This window comes from Mesorhizobium sp. M0011 (genome assembly GCF_040324155.1).
Taxonomy (GTDB): domain Bacteria; phylum Pseudomonadota; class Alphaproteobacteria; order Rhizobiales; family Rhizobiaceae; genus Mesorhizobium.
In genome coordinates this window covers 77,794-97,300 of record NZ_JAMYVQ010000009.1, presented here as the reverse complement: position 1 = coordinate 97,300, position 19,507 = coordinate 77,794, and the positions used below count along the sequence as shown (strand labels likewise).

Below are 19,507 nucleotides of genomic sequence, written 5' to 3'. Positions count from 1 at the left end.
ATCGCCACTGGCTAGCTTGCCCTCAGTGATGGGGGAGCGCGCATGTCGGTCGAACGGATCCTTTGGGAAGAAGATGCCACGGGCCTCGCCAATCTGGTCCGCAAGGGCGACGTTTCGGCCGTCGAGCTGACCGACGCGGCGATTGCCCGCGCCGAGGCCACCCGTCCCGACATCAATGCCACGGCCGAGCCGCTCTACGATGCCGCCCGCGCCCGCGCCAAGGCCGTCGACCGCACGCTGCCGCTGGCCGGTGTTCCCTTCGCCATCAAGGATCTCGGCATCGCCATCAAGGGCGTGCCGACGCATGGCGGCAGCCGCATTCCGGCATGGCTGGCCGATGTCAATTCGGTGCTGACCGACCGCTATCTCGCTGCCGGGCTTATCCCGATCGTCACCTCGGCATCGCCGGAGCACGGGCTTCGATTGATGACCGAATCCAGGGCCTTTGGCATCACCCGCAATCCGTGGAACACCGGCCATACCAGCGGCGGCTCTTCGGGCGGTTCGGCAGCCTTGGTCGCAGCCGGCGTCGTGCCGGTGGCGCATGCCTCCGATGGCGGCGGCTCGATCCGCGTGCCTGCCGCCTGCACCGGGCTTGTCGGTCTGAAGACGTCGCGCGGCCGCACACCGCTGACGCCGCTGGTGAGCGAAAGCTGGTACGGCATGGTCGTCGACCATGCGCTCACCCGTTCGGTGCGCGATTGCGCGCTGCTGCTCGACCTCACCCACGGCCCCGATCCTCTGTCGCCCTATGCCGCGCCGCCGCCGAAAGGCACGTTCGCGGCCGCTGCCGCGCGCGATCCCGGCAAGCTCAGCCTGGCCGTGTACCGCAAATCGCCGCTTGGCCTGCCGATCTCGGACGAGACGCTCAAGGCGCTCGACAAGGCGGTGGCGCTTGCCCGCGAGGGCGGCCACACGGTCGAAGAGATCGACCTGCCCTTTATCGGCCGCGATTTCTTCGCCGATTTCTGCAGGACGGTTGCCTCCGCCGTTGCCGGCACGATGCGCGCCGAAGCGCTGCGTGTCGGGCGCTCCGTTACCGGCGACATCGAGCGGGCGACGCGCGTGCTCGCCCGCTTCGGCGAACTGGTGTCGGCCGGCGAGACCTATGCCGACCTGCAGCGGCTGCATGCCGCCTCGCGACGCCTGATTTCGGAGACCGTGCAGTACGACGCCGTGCTGATGCCGGTCATTGCCCACCCGCCGCTCGCCTGCGGCGCCATGGATCCGAAAGGCGCCGACGAACTCATCGAGAACCTGCTCGACAAGCTTCGTCTGACGCCTTTGCTGAAGCTGAAGCCGTTCTTCGGGCAGCTGATGGACAAGAGCCTCTGGTTCACCCCTTGGCCGGCGATCCAGAATGTCAGCGGCCAGCCGTCGATCGCGCTGCCGGTCCATGTGACTGACGCCGGCCTGCCGCTCGGCGTCCAGGCGGCCGGCCGTCCGGGCGGCGAGGAGACGCTTTTGTCGCTCGCCGCGCAGATGGAGAAGATCTCGGGTTGGCTGGACCGCAGGGCGCCGCTGATGGTGCCGCCACAATGACGAGGTCGTGAAGCGCTCGAATATGACTGCAAAGCCATTTGCGGGCGACGCCAATTCCCGCTAAGACGCCGCCGTCCTTACCTGATGCATGTCGCCCAAAAGGGTCCAGCGGTTTTGCGACAACGACATGCTTAAAATAAAAAGCCGGGAACCAAGCCGATGACGGAAATAACCGCCACCGCCGAAATGCAGGCAGCCCTGTTGTCGCGGGCGCTGCCCTACATGCAGCGCTACGAGCACAAGACGGTCGTGGTGAAATATGGCGGCCATGCCATGGGCGACATCGAGCTTGGCAAGGCCTTCGCGCGCGACATCGCGCTGCTCAAGCAGTCCGGCGTCAACCCGATCGTCGTCCATGGCGGCGGCCCGCAGATCGGCGCCATGCTGGCCAAGATGGGCATTGAATCGAAGTTCGAGGGCGGCCTGCGCGTCACCGACCAGAAGACGGTCGAGATCGTCGAAATGGTGCTGGCCGGTTCGATCAACAAGGAGATCGTCGCACTGATCAACGCCGAGGGCGAATGGGCGATCGGCCTGTGCGGCAAGGACGGCAACATGGTGTTCGCCGAAAAGGCCCGCAAGACCATGATCGACCCGGACTCCAACATCGAGCGCGTGCTCGATCTCGGCTTCGTCGGCGAGCCGGTCGAGGTCGACCGCACCTTGCTCGATCTTCTGGCGCGCTCCGAGATGATCCCGGTGCTGGCGCCGGTGGCGCCAGGACGCGACGGCCACACCTACAACATCAATGCCGACACCTTCGCCGGCGCCATTGCCGGCGCCTGCCAGGCGACGCGCCTGCTGTTCCTCACCGACGTGCCGGGTGTGCTCGACAAGAACAAGAAGCTGATCGACGAACTGACCGTGGCCGAGGCCAAGGCGCTGATCAAGGACGGCACGGTCTCGGGCGGCATGATCCCCAAGGTCGAGACCTGCATCGAAGCGATCGAACGCGGTGTCGAAGGCGTCGTCATCCTCAACGGCAAGACGCCGCATGCGGTGCTGCTGGAACTGTTCACCGAACACGGCGCCGGCACGTTGATCGTCCCCTGAGCGGCGGCCGATCTGCTGATCGTCCGCCGCCGGTCGTTCAGGCAGATTGGGGAAGGCGCGCGATGACCTTTATCTCGAAATCGAATCCCGCCAGCCAGTTCACGCCAACCGCGGTCCAGTTCGTGTAAGGCGGCTCACCGAATACCTTCTTTCGAACGGCATCGATCGCCTCCCATTGCGCGGCCGGATCGGTGTGGAACGTGGTCACGTCGACGATGTCGTCGAACGTGCCGCCGGCGGCCTTCAGCACCGCCGCGAGATTGTCGAAGGCCAGCTGGACCTGCTTTTCGAAGACCGGCTCGGGCGATCCGTCCTCGCGGCTGCCGACCTGGCCGGAGACGAACAGAAGGTCGCCCGAGCGGATCGCCGCCGAATAGCGGTTGATCTCGTAGAGAGCCTGCCGGCCAGCAGGGAAGATCGCGTCGCGTTTGGTCATAGTTTCACTCCATCTAGACAAGGCAGGTCCGACCTCCCGACGATCGCGACGTGGCGTCGCCGAGAGGGCGAGAGCCGTTCGCAAGGCTTCGGGGTTTTGGATCGCTGCGCTCCACCAATCCGGGGTGATTTTTGACATACGCCCCGCATGCGCGATGTGGGTGCATACGCGACGTATGTCAATATGCATACGCAGCGTATGTTATTTTCAGGATAGTATCGGCTGCGGGCCAAGCTCATTTGCGCGGTCAGGCATTCGACGAATCGCGGTCCCAGGCAGAGTCAGCTTGCGCGCTGGGCGTCGAACGGTCATTGACTCCTCCTCGGCGTCCTGCGGCGCGCCCCAGAATTCAGCCAGCGTCGGGCCGTCTTTCACCCTGACGTCGCGGACCAGAAAACCCCAGACCTCGCGGAACCAGACGCGGCGGCCCATCTGCGTGTACCAGCGCATCGAATGCCGCTGCTCGGGATCCCTGTGGAACAGGATGCGCGCCAGCGCCTTGGGCCGCGATTGCACTGCGAGCTCGATCAGTTTGACGCTGAAGAACAGCATCCAGGGTTTCAGACGCGTCATCTGCAGCACCTGGTGCTTGTAGTCCCACAGGCGCGCGTCCTGCTGGATCACCTTGCGATCCCGCGCAATGCGGAAGAACGGCGTCCAGCGATGCGGCGTCACATAAAGCGCCTGGATCTGGTCGGGGTCGTAGGCGATGAGCTGGCGAAAGCCGCGCCACAGATCGCGAAACCCTTCGTCCTCGAAGCCGGCAACCCAGGTCGCCATCGACAGGATGCCGTGCAGGCGCAACAGCCTTATCGCCTCGCGGTCGGATGAGGTGCTGCCGCCCTTGCGGATCAATTGCAGCGTCTGCTCGTCGGTGTTTTCCATGCCGAGCAGCCAGCGGATGACACCGGCCTTACGACAGAGATGCAGGATGTCGGCATCGCGCACGATGTCGTCGGCGCGGGTCGAACCGACGATCAGCACCGGCACGTTCTCGGCGATAAGGGCGTCGAGGAAGACGCGCCAGGCCTTCTTCGAGACCGTCGGATTCTCGTCGGCGAGATTGATCAGCTCGACGCCGTGCTCGCGGTGCAGCCAGGCGATCTCCCTGGCGAACTTTACGGGATCGCGATGCCGCCAGCGGGTCCAGAAGCCGCGCTGGCCGCAATAGTTGCACAGATGCGGACAGCCGCGCGAAAACTGCATGACCACGGCCCGCTTGCCGCCCCAGTAACTGTACCGCGAGTGCTCAATCAGCTCCCAGCCGACGCGGTAGGCGTCGAGGTCGGCAATGGTCATGGCCGGTTGCGTGGCGAAGGGGCGGCTGAGATCGTCGCGATAGGCGATGCCGGCTACGCTCGCCGCCGGCTGGCGCATTTCCAGCGCCTCGACCAGCGCCACGACGGTCGCCTCGCCCTCGCCGCGCACGATGAAGTCGAATGTATCCGTTGCGGACAGGATGTCGCGCCAATGATAGGTGGGGAAAACGCCGCCATAGATGATGATGGTCGCCGGCTCCCGCTGCTTGATCTGCTCAGCGATCAGCAAGGCGGTCGGATGCGCCGAGGTCGAGCCGGAATGGCCGATCAGGACGAAGTCGGGGTGGTCCTCCAGTGCGTTGCGCACGACGTCATCGAGCGGCATCGGCCCGAACTCGGCGTCGACGAGCCGTACTTCGTGCCCGGCATCGATCAGCGGCCCGCCGATCGCCAGCAGGCCGAGCGGCGGCAAATGATCGTCGGGCACGCGGCTGCCGATGGCGGTGTGCGGCGGATTGATCAGGACGATTTTCATGGCGGACCTCTGGGCGCTTGGTCCGCGCAAGCTGGCCGGCGATGTGGACACGCGCTTGGCCCGTTTCAGCAGTTTGCGTGCAGCTTTTGCTTAAGGGGTGAGGAAAGGAGGCATTCTCACTTCCGGAGATGCCCGAGCGGCACATGGCCCGGCCCCTTGATGTTCTGCAGCACCAACTGCGTGTGGACGTCGCGCACGCCGTCGAGCCGCATCAGCCGGTGCATGACGAAAGCGTTGAGCTCGTCGACCGACGGCACCATGACATGCAGCAGAAAGTCATGGTCGCCAGTCATCGTCCAGCACGACGACACCTCGTCCATGCGCTGCACGGCGGCGATGAAGCTTTCGGGCGAGCCGTCGCTGTGGCTGACCAGGCGCACCTGGATGAACACCTCGACCATCAGGCCGACCGCGCGGCGGCTGATCACCGCGGCAAATCCCTTGATGATGCCGGCCTCCTGCAGCGCCTCGAAGCGCCGCGCGCACGGCGTCGTCGACAGACCGATCTCTTGGGCCAGTTCGGAAACCGGCTTGCGCCCGTCGCGCTGCAGGACATCGAGCATTTTGATCTCGAAATCGTCGAACTGAGGCATTTTCACTCCGACAGAGGGTTTTGTGAGTGGATGTTATCTCGAATATTCCGTTCGAGCCATCATCAAAACCGATTTGCCTCGGCAAATCCGGGTAGCCTTTCGGCACGTCTGTCATTCATGATTTGCGAGGAGAAAACCATGACGACGATGAGCGTTGCCGAATACGCCCGCGACTGCGCGGCGCAAGGATTGCGCGGCGACTACTCGGTCTGCCGTGCCGATTTCACCGTGTCGCAGGGTTACGATTACAGCGAAGAAGAGCAGGCGGTGTGGCGCACGCTGTGCGAGCGCCAGACCAAATTGACGCGCAAGCTCGCCCACCATTCCTATCTCGACGGCGTCGAAAAACTCGGCCTGCTCGACCGTATTCCCGATTTCGACGAGGTCAGCGCCAAGCTGCGCAAACTGACCGGTTGGCAGATCGTCGCGGTGCCGGGGCTCATTCCCGCGGCCCCGTTTTTCGACCATCTCGCCGATCGCCGCTTCCCGGTCACCAACTGGCTGCGGACCAGGCAGGAGCTCGACTACATTGTCGAGCCCGACATGTTCCATGACTTCTTCGGCCACGTGCCGGCGCTGTCGCAACCGGTGTTCGCCGATTTCATGCAGATGTATGGCGAGAAGGCCGGCAACATCATCGCGCTGGGCGGCGACGAGATGATTTCCAGGCTCTACTGGTACACGGCCGAATACGGCTTGATGCAGGAGGCCGGCCAGCCGCTAAAGGCCTTTGGCGCCGGCCTGATGTCGTCGTTTACCGAGCTGCAGTTCGCGGTCGAAGGCAACGACGCCCACCACGTGCCATTCGACCTCGAAACGGTGATGCGCACCGGCTACGAGATCGACAAGTTCCAGCGCGCCTATTTCGTGCTGCCGTCCTTCGACGCCTTGCGCGATGCCTTCCAGACCGCCGATTTCGCGGCGATCGTCGCCCGGCGCAAGGACCAGCCGGCGCTCGACCCGGCGACGTTATAGCGAGCACGTTGCCGCAGAACCGTCAGGCGGTGACCACCTTGCTCAGATGGTCGCCCAGCCGGCAGGCCAGCGCGGTGATCGTCGTCGTCGGGTTGCATTGACCCGACGTGCAGAACACCGAGGAGCCGCCGACATAGAGATTGTCCATGCCGTGCACCTTGCAGTTGGCGTCGACCACGCTCTTGCTGATGTCCGTGCCCATGCGCGTGCCGCCCATATGGTGATGGCCCGCCGTCTCGTCGTTGGTCGGATAATCCTGACCATTGCTGATCCAGTCGGCAATGCGCACGCGGCCGAGATTCTTCTCGATAAGCGTCTTGCCGAACAGTCTGAGCCCTTCGAGCAGGGTGCGGCGCTCCATTTCCGACTTCTTCCAGTGTAGCTCGATGCGCGGCACGCCGGCGTGGTCGACATCGGTCTCCGACAGCTCGATCTGGTTGGATGCCAGCGGCGCCTGTTCCCAGGCGACGTAGAGCTGCGCGGCGCAGCGCAGCCTCTGGCTGAGCTTGGAGGACATCCACTCGGCCATGTCGGGCGCCGTGCAGGCGAGATCGGCGATAAGGCTCTTGACCCCCGGATACGGTGTCTCGATCAATCTGATGCCGAAATTCATGATCTGCAGCCGCTCCATGGCGGCAAGTGTCGGCGAGAAGAAGGCCTCGTTGACGGCATCGACCTCGAACGCGTTGTAGCCGGCCAGGATGGCGTTGCCGCCCTCGAAGGTCGGATGCTCCATCCAGTAGCGGCCAAGCGCCGTCGCATTCGGCACGACGCCGCCGTTCGAACGCTGGTTCGACCACAGAAGCAGCCGCGAATTCTCCAGCCCGCCGGTGCAGACGATGAAATAGTCGGCACTGAATGAGCCGGCATCCTGCCCGTTCGACCACAGTCTGGCGCCAGTCACGCGTTTGCCGTCGCCGGCAAGTTCGGTGGCACAAGTGTTGAGCACCACCGCGATGTTCGTGGCTTTGTCGAGTTCATCGCCGAACTTCTCGGCGAAGCGCACGGCCGGGCTCTTGATCAGCTGCACCCAGCGAATGTCGTCCGAGATCGGCATATCGGGCCGGAGGGCCGGAAGGTCGAGAATGTCGCGCACTTCCGGCAGATAGGGTTCGATGTCGGTGCGGCGGATCGGCCAGCCCGTATCGGGTACCCAGGCTTTCGGCTCGAAATCCTGCTTATCGAGCACGCGGCACCAGCCTGCCCAGTGGTTGGAACTGCCCCCCATGAACCGCAGCCGGGTTATGTCGAGATCGAAATAGAAATCCCCGACCGTGCTGCCCCGGTAGAAATCCTGCGAGTCGTCGCTGAATTCGCGCGGACCGGCTTCCATCACCACCACCGGAATGCCGGCGGCGCCCAGCTTGCGGGCAATGGTGGTACCGGCCGGGCCGGAGCCGAGGATGCAGACCTTCGGGGTGAAGTTCGCGGCGCGATACGCCTGGTAGCTGTCGAAGATCATGCCAGGTCGCTCCGCTTCAGGATCCAGCCATTGACCTCGACGATCTCGTTCGGGTCAGGCTCTGGATCGGCGGCATCGGCATCAGGCAGCCTGCGGAACAAAGACAGGGCAGGCAATGCGATCAACGCCTGCACGAGCGCGCGGCGTGACATTCTTTTGATGATGAAACTCATGGCTGGTCTCTCGGCTGGGCTTCGGCACTGCATGGCGTCCCAGAACGGCAATTCCCGGAACGACACATGCATCACCGTGGAAGCCAGTATCGTGCCAAGTCTGGCCGCAAAGCAGTGAAAACCCGGCTAAGCGGTACAACCGAGTGCAAACAGGGTTAGAGTTTTCTTAACAGGCCGGTTGCGGCAGATCGGATCACGCCGCCTCGGAAATGCCGGTGTCGATGATCGTCAGGTTACGGCCCTGGTGCTTGGCCTGGTAGAGGCGCCGGTCGGCGGCGCGCATCAGCTCCGACACACTGGCTTCCTCGCTGCAGACAGTGCCGCCGATGCTGACCGTGAGCGGGATGGTCCGCTCGTCGACGGGCCGGAAGCGGATCAGCTCGACTTCGCGGCGAATGCGCTCGGCGACGCGCTTGGCCTCCTGCTCGGTGGCGCCGATCAGGAAGGCGCCGAACTCCTCGCCGCCGATGCGGCCGAGCACATCGCCGCTGCGCACGCCGCGCTGGATCGCGCTGGCGATCAAAAGCAGCGCGTCATCGCCGGTCAGGTGGCCAAAATTGTCATTGATGGTCTTGAAGTGGTCGGCGTCGATGATCAGCAGCGCGCCGCGATCGGACTTGCGGCGCGAACCGTCAAGCGCGGCAAAGAAACTTTCCCGGTTGAGCATGCCGGTCATGTCGTCGCGGCTCGCCTTTTCCGCCAGTCGGCGATGCGCGGCGGCGAGCTGGGCATGAGCGCGGGCGAGATCGCGATGCGCGTTTTTCAGCCTGTCGCTTTGCCAGAAAGTGCTTGCGCTGGCGGCCCACGCCAGCACCAGCGGACAGAGGGTGGAGGTCAGCCAGATCGTGCGGTTGACCGGAAATCCCATGGCCGGAACGATGATCAGGGTCAGCAGGAGAGAGGCCGCGACTGAGGCGAAAGCAACGGCGGCGGATCTCAGAATTATGCTGTTCATCGCTTGCTCCCACAAGACTGCCTCTCTGCCAGCAAGCCCTGAAGGCCACCTTTCCCAGATGCCTAAAATTTGAATCGTGAGGCGATTTACGCAACCTCAACGAGCAGAAGTTGTGGATAAAGTCGCTTTCGGAATGCGCGTTTCATGCCATAAGGAGCCTATGACCACGCTCCCTGACCCCGCCCGCTTCGCCCATGTCACCGACTGGGTCTTCGATCTCGACAACACGCTCTATCCGCATCATTCGAATCTGTTCTCGCAGATCGACGTCAAGATGACCGCCTATGTCGGCGAACTGTTGGCATTGCCGCGCGACGATGCGCGCAGGTTGCAGAAGGAACTCTACCGCGAATATGGCACGACGCTGAACGGCCTGATGACACGTCATGGCATCGACCCCGACGATTTCCTCGAGAAGGTCCACGACATCGACTATTCATGGCTGGTGCCCGATCCCGTTCTCGGCACCGCCATCCGCCAGCTTCCGGGCCGCAAGTTCATCTTCACCAATGGCGACCGCAGGCACGCCGAGCGCACCGCGCGCCAACTCGGCATCCTCGACCATTTCGACGACATCTTCGACATCGTCGCCGCCGGGCTCAATCCCAAGCCGGCGCGCCAGACCTACGAGAAGTTCGCCGAACTGCACGCCGTCACCGGCCACAATGCGGTGATGTTCGAAGACCTTGCCCGTAACCTGTCGGTGCCGAAGTCGCTCGGCATGACCACGGTGCTTATCGTGCCGCGCAATTTCGAGCCGACCTTTGCCGAGATCTGGGAGCGCGACCCGGCCAACGAGGATGATGTCGATTTCGTAACCGACGATCTGGCGGGGTTTCTGACGGCGATTGTGGAGGGGGAAGGAAGAGGGGAATTGAAGAATTGAAGAATTGAAGAATGAAGGACGGTCTCCACGGATCAAGTTCCCCAGTTCTTCAATTCACCAGCTCTTCAATTCCCCACTGCCCTACTCCCCCAGCTTGTAGAACCGGCTGATGATCCCCCAGGCTTCGTCGGCGGTGTCGACGAAGTCGATGATGTCCTGATCGCCGGGGCTGATCGTGCCCTGCTCGGCGAGAAAATCGAGATTGATCGCCCGCTTCCAGAAGGATTTGCCGAACAGGATCACCGGCACGCGCTCCATGCGCCCTGTCTGGATCAGGGTCAGCGTCTCGAAGAATTCGTCCATCGTGCCGAAGCCGCCCGGAAACACCGCGACCGCCTTGGCGCGCATGACGAAATGCATCTTGCGGATAGCGAAATAATGGAAGTTGAAGCAGAGCTCCGGCGTCACATAGATGTTCGGCGCCTGCTCGTGCGGCAGGACGATGTTGAGGCCGATCGACGGCGCGCCGACATCGTCGGCGCCGCGGTTTCCCGCTTCCATCACGCCGGGCCCGCCGCCGGTCACCACGACATATTCGCGGTAATAGGAGGTAGCCGACTGTTGCGAGCAGAGGCGGGCGAATTTCCGCGCCTCCTCATAGTATTTGCTGTTCTCCTCGAGGTTCTTCTTCTGCGTCTCGTTCTTGGCCGCCCAGGCCTCGCCGCCGGGTTCCGGCAGGCGCGCGCCGCCGAACAGGATCACCGTCGAACGGATGCCGCGTTCGGCCAGGATCATCTCCGGTTTCAGGAGTTCGAGTTGCAGCCGGACCGCGCGCAACTCGCGCCGCGTCATGAAGTCGGGATCGTTCCAGGCGAGCCGGTAGGTTTCGGCACGCGTCTGCGGCGTGTCCGGCACACTCTTCGACCGCTCCAGATCCTCGTCCGAATGCGGCAGTGGCGTCCAGCCCGCCTTTTCCATAGGTGTCATATGCTCTACCCGTCCAAATTCTTAACTTGCGCCGCCCCATGACGCAGCCGCGATTGACCCTCACCAAGGCTTCACATAAGCAGGTTCCGCAAAAGTGTCCCGCGGTTTTGTGACAAGAACCTGCTACATGCAAAGACGCAAGCATGCGAAGCATGCATGGGGTCCGCGCGACTTTCAAAACAGGTTAAGGCGCAGCCCCTTAACAGCTTGGTAATGGAGCGAATTCATGTCGAAGCCCGATCTGGCGAGCCTCGAAAAGACCATCGAGAAGGCCTTCGAGGAACGCGACGCGATTTCGACGGCGACGCGCGGCGAAACGCGCGATGCCATCCAGTCGGCGCTCGACCTGCTCGACCGCGGCGCCGTCCGCGTCGCCGAACGGCAGGCCGACGGCAAGTGGCATGTCAACCAGTGGCTGAAGAAGGCCGTGCTGTTGTCCTTCCGGCTCAATCCGATGGAGATCATCAAGGGTGGTCCCGGCGAAGCGATGTGGTGGGACAAGGTGCCGTCGAAGTTCGATGGCTGGGGCGCTGTCGATTTCGAAAAGTCGGGCTTTCGGGCCGTGCCGGGGTCGATCGTGCGTCGCTCGGCCTATATCGCACCGGGCGCCGTGCTGATGCCGTCTTTCGTCAATGTCGGCGCCTATGTCGATACAGGCACCATGATCGACACCTGGGTCGGGGTAGGCTCCTGTGCCCAGATCGGCAAGAACGTGCACCTTTCCGGCGGCGTCGGCATCGGCGGCGTGCTGGAGCCGATGCAGGCCGGCCCGACCATCATCGAGGACAATTGTTTTATCGGCGCGCGTTCGGAAGTGGTCGAAGGTTGCATCGTGCGCGAAGGCTCGGTGCTCGGCATGGGCGTCTTCATCGGCCAGTCGACCAAGATCGTCGACCGCGCCACCGGCGAGATCTTCTATGGCGAAGTGCCGCCGAATTCCGTCGTCGTCGCCGGAACGATGCCGGGCAAGTCCTTTCCTAACGGCGAGCCAGGTCCGAGCCTCTACTGCGCCGTCATCGTCAAGCGTGTCGACGCCAAGACCCGCTCCAAGACCTCGATCAACGAATTGCTGCGCGATTGATCTTTGCGCAAAGCGAGCGCACCTTCCGTCGGCGCGACAATCGGTCGCGCTGGTTCAACATGGAGGGGTGACATGGACTGGAAGGATCTGCTCACAAGTTTTGATGGTCGCATAAACCGTGGCAAGTTCTGGGCCGCGATTGGCGTTTTCATCGTCATTGGCATCGTTGCCTTTATTCTCGATGCGATTCTCGGTACACGCATCACCACCGCCAGTGGCGCCCAGATCGGCATCATCGGCATTCTCATCGCTCTGGCCTCGATCTATTTCGCACTCGCAGTCTACGCCAAGCGCTGGCATGATCGCGGCAAGTCGGGCTGGTGGAGCCTGATCATGCTGGTGCCGCTCATCGGCCCGATCTGGTTTCTGGTGGAATGCGGCATTCTCGAAGGCGCCAGGGGCGCCAATCAATATGGACCGGACCCGCTTGCCTGACAGATCAGATCTCACCTGGCTTTTCTTCAAAACCTCGGGCCGCGTCAGTCGCGCGGCCTATTTTCTTGGCGGGTTGCTCGTCGCCATCATCCAGGCCTTCCCGCTCTACCGCTTCACGCTGGTGCCGGAAGGTTCGGCCGAGAGCAACATGTGGTCGTTCATCTTCTTCGTCGCCTTCATCGCCTCGCTGTGGTCGAACATCGCCCTGGCGGTGAAGCGGCTGCACGATTTGGACAAGCCGGGCATTGCCGCGCTGATCCTGTTCGTGCCGGTAGTGTCGATCGTCGCCTTCCTTGTGTTGTGCCTGTTTCCGGGGCAGCCTGGACCCAACCGCTATGGCCGGCGCACCAACGAGCCGGAACAATCCTGAGGGCCGATCGGACATGCGCTACCGCACGCTTGATCCGAAGCTGATCATCGAGACCGCGGAACGGCTGGAGACGCGTGTTGCGGAGCGTTTCCCCAAGGCCGGCCTGCGCGGCGTTGCCGCCGAACTGGTCTCGCTGTCGCGCGATCTGGCACAGGGCGCCAAGGCCCTGGAAGCGCCGATCTGGTGGCTGCGCGGCCTCATCGTCGCCGCTGTCGTTGCCGGCGCATTGATGTTCATCTTCGTCGGCACCGTCCTGCCATTCGACCGCATTTCCAAACCCGGTGATGCCGTCCAGTCGGTGCAAGGCATCGAAGCTTCGCTCAACATGTTCATCCTCGCCATTGTCGGATTTCTCGCCTTGATCCGCTCCGAGGAGCGCATCAAGCGCAAGCAGGTCTTTCGCCAGCTGCATGGCCTGCGCTCGCTGATCCACGTCATCGACATGCATCAGCTGACCAAGGATCCGGCGGCGCTGTCGGCCGATTTCAAGCCGACGTCGCATTCGCCCGCCCGCATCACCAATGCCGCCGACCTGGCCCGTTACCTCGATTATTGCTCCGAAATGCTGTCGATCACGGGCAAGATCGCCGCATTGTTCGCACAGTCGGTCAATGACGACGTGGTCATCGACGGCGTCAACGACATCGAGAACCTGGCGTCAAACCTGTCGCGGAAAATCTGGCAGAAGATCACGTTGATCGACGGCCGGCCGGTGCAACAACCTGCTCCGGCGCCAGGCCCGGCGAGCCAAGCCGCTCCGCTTCCGCCGCGCGCACCAAAGCGGTGATCCGCTGAACCGTCGGCACGGGCGTGCCGGCCTTCCCCGCCAGCTGCAAGATGGCGCCTTGCAAGTCGTCGATCTCCGTCGGCCGGCCGCGCTGAAGATCGTCCCACATCGACGAGCGCGCCTGCGCGTCGATCGCCAGCATGCGCCGCGCCAGCAGCTTGTACAGCCAGTCCGGCAGCCTGAGCACCTTCGGCAGCAGCGCCGGCCGCAGGCCGGCGATCCGCGCCGGCTCGATGCCGGACGCTCTCATCGCTCTCAGTGCCTCGTCGATCTGGCTGGCCAGGATCAGCCGCCAGCGTCGATCGGCCAGTTCGGTTGCGAGCGGCAGACCGGAAAGCGCCACCAGTGCGTTGTTCAAATTCATCAGCAGCTTGCCCCACAGCACAGCCTTCATGTCGCCACGGGTTTCGACCGCAAACCCTTCGACTCCAAGCAGGTCGGCCAAGCCGGCGTCGCCATCCTCGACCATTACCGTGCCGTCGCTGGCGCGGTGAACGCGCAGCGGCAGTTCGCTGTCCGGCGACTGCACCACATTGAACGGCACCATGCCGGCCAGCACCGTACGTCCGGCAAGTTCAGCGCGCAGCCTGTCGGCATTGCCGACACCGTTCTGCAGGCTGATCACCACGGCATCGGGGCGGGCATGGGCCTTGATGAGGTCCGCCATATCCTGGGTGGCGCCGCTCTTGACCGTGACCAGGATCACGTCCGCCGGCGGCAGGGCGACGGCCGGATCGGCGGTGACGACAAGCGCCTCGGGCTTGATCGAGCGATCGCGGCCCTGGAGGTCGCTGACCCGCAATCCGTCCTGACGCAACGCTGCCTCGATGCGCGGCCGCGCCAGCAGAATGACCTCTCGGCCGGCCAGCGCCAGGCAGCCGCCGGCATAGCAGCCGATGCTGCCGGCACCGGCTATGACGATCCGTTTGCCCTTGTCTGCCATCCTGTCGCCCGCGCCGGGTCGCAACTATACGACATGAAAACCATAATATCGGCGGTATCGCCAGCCATGAGGCTGGCCCCTATGTCTGGCCGTGACAGGCCCTGCGCTTTCGACTATCGCTTTTGCCATGACGCTGCCGACCGATCCCGCCGAAAACCTCGCCGCCCTTATCCGTTGCGCTTCGGTGACGCCCGCTGAGGGCGGTGCGCTGACCGCGCTGGAGACGATGCTCAAACCGCTCGGTTTCCTGGTCGATCGGCCGGTGTTTTCCGAAGACGGCACGCCCGATATCGAAAACCTCTATGCAAGGCGTTCCGGCAACGGCCCTCATCTGATGTTCGCCGGCCACACCGATGTGGTGCCGGTCGGCGACGAAGCCGCCTGGACGCATCCGCCCTTCGCCGCCGAGATCGCCAATGGCGAGATGTATGGCCGCGGCGCCGTCGACATGAAGGGTGGCATTGCCTGTTTCATCGCCGCCGTGGCGCGCCATGTCGAGGCCAATGGCGGTCCGAAAGGCTCGGTCTCGCTGCTGATCACCGGCGACGAGGAAGGCCCCGCGATCAACGGCACGGTGAAGCTGCTCGAATGGGCGGCTTCGCGGGGCGAGAAATGGGATGCCTCTGTCGTCGGCGAGCCGACCAATCCGGACGCTCTCGGCGACATGATCAAGATCGGCCGCCGCGGCTCGATGTCCGGCGCCGTCACCGTCAATGGCCGCCAGGGCCATGTCGCCTATCCCCTGCTTGCCGACAATCCGGTGCGCGGGCTGATGAGCCTGGTCGACGCCTTGCTGCATCCGGTTTTCGACAAGGGAACCAGGGATTTCCAGCCGACCAATCTGGAGATCACCTCCATCGATGTAGGCAACCCCGCCACCAATGTCATTGCGGCCAAAGCGACCGCGACCTTCAACATCCGCTTCAACGACACCTGGACGGACGAGACCCTGCAGGCCGAGATCCACAACCGGCTCGACCAGGCGGCCAGGCGCAAGAAGTACCGGCAGGGCAAGAAGACGCCGGTCGACTACGAGCTCGTCTGGCGCGACCGGCCTAGCCATGTCTTTCTGACGCGCGACGACAGGCTTATCGAAACGCTGCGCGGCTCGATCAAGTCGGCGGTCGGCAAGGAGCCGACGCTGTCCACCTCCGGTGGAACGTCCGACGCGCGTTTCATCAAGGACTATTGTCCGGTGGTCGAGTTCGGGCTGGTCGGCAAGACAATGCACATGGTCGACGAGCGCGTCGCCATTGCCGATCTCGAAACGCTGACGCAAATTTACCAGCGCTTCATAGAAGACTGGTTCGGACAGGGCTGAACGGCATGCTTTCGGCGGACGAAACCCAAGCTTCGCTGACGGGCGCCTGGCGATTGATGCTCGGCAAGGTCGACGGTCTGCGCCTGCTCGACCTATCGGCCGACGGCTTCTGGAATTCCTTCTTCGCCATTGTCGTTGCAGCACCGGCGCTGATCGTCGGCTGGGTCGGCATCGCCAACGAAATCGGCGATCCCGACGCCTTCGCGGGGCGCTTCAGCATGCTGGTGCGCCTGGCGACGGTCGACATCGGCTCCTGGGTGCTGCCGCTGGTTGCGCTCGCTTTGATCGCGCCGCGCGCCGGCATCGGCGGCCGCTTCGTCCACTACGTCGTCGCCAGCAACTGGGCTTCGGCCATCACCGCCTGGCTGATGCTGCCCTCGGCGCTGATCCGGCTTTTCCTGTCGTCCGCAAGCCAGGCTGCGAGCCTTGTGTCGCTGTTCCTGTTTGCCCTGTCGATGGTGCTGACCTGGCGCATGACCAACGCCACGATCGGCAGGGGCGCATCGGTCGGCACCGCCGTTTTCGTCGGCATGTTCATCGCCTCGCTGCTGGTGCTGTTCGGCCTGCAGACGCTGCTCGGCATCACCGTGCCGGACGATGTCGGAGTTCAGAGCCTGTCCGGGCTCGTCTCGACTGGATAATCGACACCGGTGAGAAACAGCCCGTCGGGCGGCGCCACCTGGCCGCAGGCGGCGCGGTCGTGCGCCTCGAGCGCCGTTTTCAGGTCGGCCGCGCTCCAGCCGCCGTCGCCGACGCGCTTCAGTGAGCCGACCATCGAACGCACCTGGTTGTGCAGGAACGAGCGCGCCGAAGCCCTGACCTCGACTATGTCGCCCTGTCGGCTCACATCGAGCCGTTCCAGCGTCCTGATCGGGCTGTTGGCCTGGCACTGGGTCGAGCGGAAGGTGGTGAAGTCATGCCGTCCGAGCAGGACTTTCGCCGCTTCGTGCATGGCGCCGGCGTCGAGCCGCTTCGGCACCCACCACACCTTGCCCTTGTCGAGCGCGGCCGGGGCACGGCGGTTTAGGATGCGGTAGAGATAGTGGCGGCCGATGGCCGAGAAGCGGGCGTCGAAGCTGTCGGAAACGACCGTCGCTTTCAAGATGGCGATGCGCGCCCCGGCCGCCTGCAGATGGGCGTTGACGGCATCGCGCACCTTGTCGCCCGGCCACGCCTTGACGAGATCGACATGCGCCACCTGCGCTGTCGCATGCACGCCGGCATCGGTGCGGCCGGCGGCGCGCAGCCTGATCGCTTCGCCGCAGAATTTTTCGATCGCCCGCTCGATCGCCTGTTGCACCGAAGGCTGATCCGCCTGGTGCTGCCAGCCGGCAAACAGGCTGCCATCATATTCGATGTCGAGGCGAAAACGCGGCATTTGCGACTAGAGCTCTCGCCTCGGGCAATTCCAGGAAAAGTGTGAAACGGTTTTCCGTTCGGAATTGCGTTCAAACAAAGAGGTAGAGCAGTTCGCCGTTTCCATGAAACGGTGGACTGTTCTAGGCGGCGAGAGCGGTGAAGGCGGAGGCGTATACCAGCCTGCCGGCGTCAGGCGCGTCGCCCCAAGCCAGCGCCTGCAGCGCTTCGCCCTGGTATTCGCTCTCGAAGTTCTCGGCACGCGTGTGGCTGTAGCCGAAGCGGCTGTAATAGGTGGGATCGCCGAGCACCACGGCCAGCGTTTCGCCGGCATCCTTGAGGCGGATATGCGCCTCGCGGATCAGCGCGCCGCCGATGCCGCTGCCATGGAACGAGGGCTCCACCGCCAGCGGCGCGAGCGCCACGGCGGCGAAGGTCTTGCCGCCATTCTGGACGAACAGCCGCGAAAACAGGATATGGCCGACCACCTGGCCGTCTTCTTCCGCCACCAATTCGGCAACCGCGTCGCCGCCGGTCACCAGCGCGTCGACCAGACCGGCCTCCGCCTGCTGGCCGAAAGCGTGTTCCTCGACGAGGCGGATGGCCTCGCGATCCCGCGGCGTTGCCGCGCGTATCGACATCATGCTCATGAGAATTTCAGTCCTTTTTCGATCTTGGCCCCGCGCAGGAATTCCGACGCGGCAGCGGGCTTTCCGCCCGCCCGTTGAACTTCGACCAGCCTGATCGCGCCTGCCCCGCAGGCGACCGTCAGCCGGTCATCGAGAATTCCTCCCGACTCGCCCAACTCTTCCCAAAGCGACAGGCCTTGCGACAGCGTCGAGCGAAGCAGTTTCAGCCGCTCCCGGCGGCCGCCAATTCCTATCTCCGACCAGGCGCCGGGAAAGGGCGACAGGCCGCGAATATGATTGTGGACCTCACTTGCTGAGCGAGTCCAGTCCACGCGAGTCTCGGATTTATCGATTTTCTTGGCGTAGGTCACCCCCTCCACAGCTTGTGTGGTGAATGTCAGGGTGTTCCCTTCCAACCGCGCCAGCGCTTCCACCATCAAGGCAGCACCGACGCTCATCAACCGATCATGCAAATCGCCGGCTGTCATATCGGGTTCGATGGCGCATTTTTCAATCAGCCCGACCGGGCCGGTGTCCAGCCCCTCTTCCATGCGCATCACCATCATGCCGCTTTCCAGGTCGCCGGCCATGATGGCGCGCTGGATAGGCGCGGCACCGCGCCAGCGCGGCAGAAGCGAGGCATGGCCGTTGATGCAGCCGAGCCGGGTCGCCTCCAGAACCGCCTTCGGCAGCAGCAAGCCATAGGCGACGACCACGGCGACGTCGGCCTGCAAGGCACGGAAGGCGGTCTGCTCGGCCTCTCCTTTGAGCGAAACCGGCGTCCGCACCTCGATGCCCAGCCGCTCCGCCTCGCGCTGCACCGGCGACGGTGTCAGCTCCAGCCCGCGCCGTCCTGCGGCGCGCGGCGGCTGGGTATAGACGGCTGATATCTCATGGCCAGCCTCGGCGATCGCGCGCAAAGTCGGCACCGAAAACTCCGGCGTACCCATGAAGATGACGCGAAGGGGCATTTTTCTTCCGAGACCTTCTCTCTACCTGCGCCGGGAAGTCAGCTCAGGCTTCAAACGGGTTTACCAGCTTCAGGTCAAGTCCGTCGAAGTCTCGAACGTTGCGGGTGGCAAGCGTGGCGTCGTGCACCTGGCAGATCGCAGCTATCATCGCGTCCTTGGTTTCGACAGGTCTGCCAGCGAGTCGTCTTGCCGCGGCAATGCGGCCATAGTGTTCTGCGGGCAGATCCCCAAAAACCAGGATCCGACCCGAAAATTCGCCCCGGATCCTCGAAATGCTTTGGAGAAGTCCATCCCGCCGGATGGCCTCCTGAACGAGGTAGGCTCCGAAATAGAGCTCTGCAAAAACAATGGTGGAGAGGAAAAGGGTCGCAGGCTCTTGGCCATTCAACCAGTTGAGAACGTTTTTGCTCCGTTGCCGCGATAGCACGTCCGATATGACGTTGGTGTCCAGTATAATCATTTCGGTCAACGGAAATCAGGCGGCCCACGATCGGCCTCACTTCGCGACCTCGCTATTTCCTGAATCTCGTCGCTTGTGAAACGATCATCGCCGACGAGCGAATAGAGGCGATCGCCGACTTTTTCGGCGCCAGCAAATTGTGTTGCAAAACCCTTCTGTATCAAGACGACCGCTTCCTCCGAAAGGCTGCGCCTGTTCAGCCGCGCACTTTCCTCGAGACGCCGTTTCAATTCCGGATTGATCCCACGGATCAGCATGTCACCCATAGACACCTCCTACGTGATATCACTGATATCACAGCAAGTCGGTATTTTCAATCGAAGGTTCGTGAAGCTGAACCGCCGAGGCTGATCGGAGG

General features: G+C 63.4%; 23 protein-coding genes. 10 read left to right on the top strand and 13 right to left on the bottom strand.

Going from position 1 to position 19,507, the window contains the following annotated elements; genetic code table 11:
* Positions 1-42: 42 nt before the first annotated feature.
* Both NKK51_RS12985 and argB read left to right on the top strand, forming a co-directional pair.
* Positions 43-1,542, top strand: a complete 1,500-nt coding sequence (locus NKK51_RS12985; protein WP_352553161.1) for an amidase — start codon at positions 43-45, stop codon at positions 1,540-1,542.
* A 159-nt stretch (positions 1,543-1,701) separates the two neighbouring features.
* Positions 1,702-2,595 carry an acetylglutamate kinase gene (gene argB / locus NKK51_RS12980; RefSeq protein ID WP_013528489.1) on the top strand — a complete coding sequence of 298 codons (894 nt, stop codon included), beginning with the start codon at positions 1,702-1,704 and terminating at the stop codon, positions 2,593-2,595.
* Between the two features lie 37 nt (positions 2,596-2,632).
* Here the strand turns inward: argB and NKK51_RS12975 are convergent, their stop codons facing one another.
* The 3 genes from NKK51_RS12975 to NKK51_RS12965 all read right to left on the bottom strand — a co-directional run bounded on the left by NKK51_RS12975 (position 2,633) and on the right by NKK51_RS12965 (position 5,418).
* Positions 2,633-3,031 carry a RidA family protein gene (locus tag NKK51_RS12975; protein WP_352440605.1) on the bottom strand — a complete coding sequence of 133 codons (399 nt, stop codon included), beginning with the start codon at positions 3,029-3,031 and terminating at the stop codon, positions 2,633-2,635.
* Positions 3,032-3,238: 207 nt separating this feature from the next.
* Positions 3,239-4,825, bottom strand: coding sequence for a magnesium-protoporphyrin IX monomethyl ester anaerobic oxidative cyclase (gene bchE / locus NKK51_RS12970; protein ID WP_352553159.1), 1,587 nt, complete (start codon positions 4,823-4,825; stop codon positions 3,239-3,241).
* A gap of 116 nt (positions 4,826-4,941) precedes the next feature.
* Positions 4,942-5,418: an Lrp/AsnC family transcriptional regulator gene (locus NKK51_RS12965; protein WP_352553158.1), complete on the bottom strand. Its 477-nt coding sequence runs from the start codon at positions 5,416-5,418 to the stop codon at positions 4,942-4,944.
* 138 nt (positions 5,419-5,556) lie between these two features.
* Between NKK51_RS12965 and phhA the strand changes: the two genes are divergently transcribed.
* On the top strand, positions 5,557-6,393 hold the full coding sequence (gene phhA / locus NKK51_RS12960; RefSeq protein WP_352553157.1) for a phenylalanine 4-monooxygenase: 837 nt from the start codon (positions 5,557-5,559) through the stop codon (positions 6,391-6,393).
* Between the two features lie 22 nt (positions 6,394-6,415).
* Here phhA and NKK51_RS12955 read toward each other — a convergent pair whose 3' ends face one another.
* The 3 genes from NKK51_RS12955 to NKK51_RS12945 form a co-directional block, all read right to left on the bottom strand.
* The gene (locus NKK51_RS12955) at positions 6,416-7,855 is read right to left on the bottom strand and encodes a GMC oxidoreductase (protein ID WP_352553155.1); all 1,440 of its coding nucleotides are present in this window, start codon (positions 7,853-7,855) and stop codon (positions 6,416-6,418) included.
* On the bottom strand, positions 7,852-8,028 hold the full coding sequence (locus NKK51_RS12950) for a hypothetical protein (protein ID WP_352553153.1): 177 nt from the start codon (positions 8,026-8,028) through the stop codon (positions 7,852-7,854). The genes NKK51_RS12955 and NKK51_RS12950 overlap by 4 nt, the downstream gene beginning before the upstream one ends.
* A gap of 193 nt (positions 8,029-8,221) precedes the next feature.
* Entirely contained in the window at positions 8,222-8,983 is a 762-nt protein-coding gene (locus NKK51_RS12945) for a GGDEF domain-containing protein (RefSeq protein ID WP_127296470.1), read from the bottom strand.
* A 160-nt stretch (positions 8,984-9,143) separates the two neighbouring features.
* Here NKK51_RS12945 and NKK51_RS12940 point away from each other — a divergent pair, with 160 nt between their 5' ends.
* Positions 9,144-9,869, top strand: coding sequence for a pyrimidine 5'-nucleotidase (locus NKK51_RS12940; RefSeq protein WP_352553151.1), 726 nt, complete (start codon positions 9,144-9,146; stop codon positions 9,867-9,869).
* An 81-nt stretch (positions 9,870-9,950) separates the two neighbouring features.
* Here NKK51_RS12940 and NKK51_RS12935 read toward each other — a convergent pair whose 3' ends face one another.
* Entirely contained in the window at positions 9,951-10,796 is an 846-nt protein-coding gene (locus tag NKK51_RS12935) for an LOG family protein (RefSeq protein ID WP_023810769.1), read from the bottom strand.
* A gap of 226 nt (positions 10,797-11,022) precedes the next feature.
* Here NKK51_RS12935 and dapD point away from each other — a divergent pair, with 226 nt between their 5' ends.
* The 4 genes from dapD to NKK51_RS12915 all read left to right on the top strand — a co-directional run bounded on the left by dapD (position 11,023) and on the right by NKK51_RS12915 (position 13,469).
* Entirely contained in the window at positions 11,023-11,877 is an 855-nt protein-coding gene (gene dapD / locus NKK51_RS12930) for a 2,3,4,5-tetrahydropyridine-2,6-dicarboxylate N-succinyltransferase (RefSeq protein WP_023810768.1), read from the top strand.
* Positions 11,878-11,949: 72 nt separating this feature from the next.
* Entirely contained in the window at positions 11,950-12,312 is a 363-nt protein-coding gene (locus tag NKK51_RS12925; protein ID WP_128304182.1) for a DUF805 domain-containing protein, read from the top strand.
* On the top strand, positions 12,305-12,682 hold the full coding sequence (locus NKK51_RS12920) for a DUF805 domain-containing protein (protein WP_023810766.1): 378 nt from the start codon (positions 12,305-12,307) through the stop codon (positions 12,680-12,682). Before NKK51_RS12925 ends, NKK51_RS12920 begins: the two co-directional genes overlap by 8 nt.
* A gap of 13 nt (positions 12,683-12,695) precedes the next feature.
* A complete protein-coding gene (locus NKK51_RS12915; RefSeq protein ID WP_352553150.1) occupies positions 12,696-13,469 on the top strand; it encodes a hypothetical protein in 774 nt (257 codons plus the stop codon).
* Here the strand turns inward: NKK51_RS12915 and NKK51_RS12910 are convergent.
* A complete protein-coding gene (locus tag NKK51_RS12910) occupies positions 13,372-14,412 on the bottom strand; it encodes a 2-dehydropantoate 2-reductase (RefSeq protein WP_352553148.1) in 1,041 nt (346 codons plus the stop codon). The genes NKK51_RS12915 and NKK51_RS12910 overlap by 98 nt on opposite strands.
* A gap of 127 nt (positions 14,413-14,539) precedes the next feature.
* Between NKK51_RS12910 and dapE the strand changes: the two genes are divergently transcribed.
* Together dapE and NKK51_RS12900 are read left to right on the top strand one after the other, a co-directional pair.
* Entirely contained in the window at positions 14,540-15,733 is a 1,194-nt protein-coding gene (dapE, locus tag NKK51_RS12905; protein ID WP_352440610.1) for a succinyl-diaminopimelate desuccinylase, read from the top strand.
* Positions 15,734-15,738: 5 nt separating this feature from the next.
* Entirely contained in the window at positions 15,739-16,374 is a 636-nt protein-coding gene (locus NKK51_RS12900) for a transporter (RefSeq protein WP_352440611.1), read from the top strand.
* Here NKK51_RS12900 and truA read toward each other — a convergent pair.
* The 5 genes from truA to NKK51_RS12875 all read right to left on the bottom strand — a co-directional run bounded on the left by truA (position 16,341) and on the right by NKK51_RS12875 (position 19,415).
* Positions 16,341-17,111: a tRNA pseudouridine(38-40) synthase TruA gene (truA, locus tag NKK51_RS12895; protein ID WP_023810761.1), complete on the bottom strand. Its 771-nt coding sequence runs from the start codon at positions 17,109-17,111 to the stop codon at positions 16,341-16,343. The two genes, NKK51_RS12900 and truA, sit on opposite strands and share 34 nt — an antisense overlap.
* A gap of 121 nt (positions 17,112-17,232) precedes the next feature.
* The gene (locus NKK51_RS12890) at positions 17,233-17,739 is read right to left on the bottom strand and encodes a GNAT family N-acetyltransferase (RefSeq protein WP_352553146.1); all 507 of its coding nucleotides are present in this window, start codon (positions 17,737-17,739) and stop codon (positions 17,233-17,235) included.
* Entirely contained in the window at positions 17,736-18,689 is a 954-nt protein-coding gene (gene fmt / locus NKK51_RS12885; protein WP_352553144.1) for a methionyl-tRNA formyltransferase, read from the bottom strand. Before fmt ends, NKK51_RS12890 begins: the two co-directional genes overlap by 4 nt.
* A 43-nt stretch (positions 18,690-18,732) precedes the next feature.
* Positions 18,733-19,149 carry a type II toxin-antitoxin system VapC family toxin gene (locus NKK51_RS12880; RefSeq protein ID WP_023810758.1) on the bottom strand — a complete coding sequence of 139 codons (417 nt, stop codon included), beginning with the start codon at positions 19,147-19,149 and terminating at the stop codon, positions 18,733-18,735.
* Positions 19,150-19,154: 5 nt separating this feature from the next.
* Entirely contained in the window at positions 19,155-19,415 is a 261-nt protein-coding gene (locus NKK51_RS12875) for a hypothetical protein (protein WP_023810757.1), read from the bottom strand.
* Positions 19,416-19,507 lie beyond the last annotated feature (92 nt).